The organism is Rhizobium sp. P1_E1 (genome assembly GCF_056406015.1).
The window spans coordinates 1-2,284 of sequence record NZ_JBFUAY010000415.1; the positions used below are offsets into that span (position 1 = coordinate 1).

The window sequence follows — 2,284 nt, forward strand, 5'->3', positions numbered from 1 at the left end:
CTTGTCCGGCGCGCCGGACCGGCGGCGGTGACATAGGGCGGCACGAAGCGCGCATCCTCGCCGCGCACCGCCTCGCGCAGGAAATCGATGACGGCGCGCACCCGCGGCGCCTGTTTCAGGTCGCGATGGCAGGTGATCCAGTAATGGCGCTTGAGGTCGATCTCCTCGGGCAGCACGCGCACCAGTTCGGGATAACGGCTGGCGAAGAAATAGGGCAGGATGCAGAGGCCGAGGCCGTTTCTCGTGGCGGTCAGCTGCGCGAAGATGCTCGAGCTCTGGAACTGCGGCTTGATGCGCGGGTGCACATCGCCGAGGTAATCCAAGCCCGGCGCGAAGATCATTTCCTCGATATAGCTGACGAAGGGATGCTCAAGCAGGTCTTCACGGCAGGTAATGGCAGGCGCCTTTGCCAGATAGTCGCGCGAGCCGTAGATCTGCAGATGGTAGTCGGTCAGCTTCTCGGCGAAATAGGGGCCGCCCTTCGGTTCATCGAGCACGACGGAGAGATCGGCCTCCTTGCGCGACAGCGACATGATCTGCTGGATCGTCACCAGTTCCAGCGCCAGATGCGGATGCTGGGCGGCGAACTGCGGCAGCACGGTCGCGAAGAAGAAATTGGCAAAACCCTCCGGCGCGCTGAGCCGCACCAGGCCGCGTTGCGCCATCGAGCCGTCGGCGAGGTCGGCGCGCAGCCGCTCGGTCTCCTGCTCCATCCTTTCGGCGGTCTCGACGAAGCGCGTGCCCATGGCAGTCAGCACGTAGCCGCGCGGATTGCGCTCGAACAGCTTGACCTTGAGGGTGAACTCCAGCCGGTCGATGCGGCGCGAGACGGTGGCATGGCTGGAGCGCAGCTGGCGCGCTGCCGTCGATAGCTGTCCAGTGCGGGCGACGGCTAGAAAAAACTGCAGATCGTCCCAAGTAAACTGCGGTGGATTGTTCATCGCGATCCCCTCTGTTCAAAAACGAACAGATACTGTTTGGAATTAGTTGTAAATCACCCGTTGCCTCAGGGCGGAATTTCCGTGATCGTAAGGTGAGGGTCCGTCGTTCTGAGGAGTGCGGCTGGCCAAATTTGAACAGATCCGCAATCTGGCCAATCTCTGGGAGGAGATCATATGCGAAAGAATCTCATTGCATCAGTTGCATTTCTGCTTGCAAGCAGCACAGCGGTGCTCGCGCAGAGCGCGACCGACGGCAAGGTCAAGATCGGCATCCTGAACGACCAGTCGGGTGTCTATGCCGATTTTGGCGGCAAGTCCTCCGTCGAAGCCGCCAAGATGGCGGTCGAGGATTTCGGCGGTAAGGTCCTGGGTGTACCGGTCGAGATCGTCGATGCCGACCACCAGAACAAGCCTGATATCGCCTCCAACATCGCTCGCCAGTGGTACGACACCGAGCAGGTGGATGCGATCATGGAACTGACGACCTCGTCGGTGGCGCTCGCCGTACAGGCGATCGGCAAGGAAAAGAAGAAGATCGACATCGTCACCGGTGCGGCGACGACGGATCTCACCGGCAAGGCCTGCTCGCCTTATGGCTTCCATTGGGCCTACGATACGCATGCATTGGCCGTCGGCACCGGCGGCGCGCTCGTCAAGCAGGGCGGCGACAGCTGGTTCTTCCTGACCGCCGACTATGCCTTCGGCTATTCGCTGGAGCAGCAGACCAGCGATTATGTCAAGGCGAGCGGCGGCAAGGTTGTCGGCGCTGTCCGCCATCCGCTGTCGACCCAGGACTTCTCGTCCTTCCTGCTGCAGGCGCAATCGTCCGGCGCCAAGGTGATCGGCCTTGCCAATGCCGGCCTCGACACCTCGAACGCCATCAAGCAGGCGGCCGAATTCGGTATCACCCAGGGCGGCCAGCATCTGGCGGCGCTGCTCTTCACGCTCGCCGAAGTCCACGGCCTCGGCCTCGAAGCGGCTCAAGGGTTGACCCTGACGGAAGGTTTTTACTGGAATCGCGACGACGAAAGCCGCGCCTTCGCCAAGAAGTTCTTCGCCCGCACCGGCAAGATGCCGAACATGATCCACACCGGCACCTATTCGGCAGTGACGCAATATTTGAAGGCGGTGGAGAAGGCCGGCACCGACGAGACGGAAGCCGTCGCCAAGCAGCTGCATGAAATGCCGGTCGATGACGTCTTCGGCCGCGGCGGCACGGTCGGCGCCAATGGCCGCATGATCCATGACATGTACCTGCTGCAGGTCAAGAAGCCTTCCGAAAGCAAGGAGCCGTGGGATTATTTCAACGTGCTCGCCACCATTCCCGGCAAGGAAGCCTATAT

2 protein-coding genes are annotated in these 2,284 nt (G+C 61.7%); one reads left to right on the plus strand and one right to left on the minus strand.

Annotated elements, in window-relative coordinates:
• Positions 1 to 941, minus strand: a 941-nt coding sequence (locus tag AC1D1Z_RS36500) for a LysR family transcriptional regulator (protein ID WP_477853690.1), incomplete at its 3' end; no start/stop codon positions are given.
• Positions 942 to 1,115: 174 nt separating this feature from the next.
• Between AC1D1Z_RS36500 and AC1D1Z_RS36505 the strand changes: the two genes are divergently transcribed.
• A partial coding sequence (locus tag AC1D1Z_RS36505; RefSeq protein ID WP_477853692.1) for an ABC transporter substrate-binding protein occupies positions 1,116 to 2,284 on the plus strand: 1,169 nt, incomplete at its 3' end.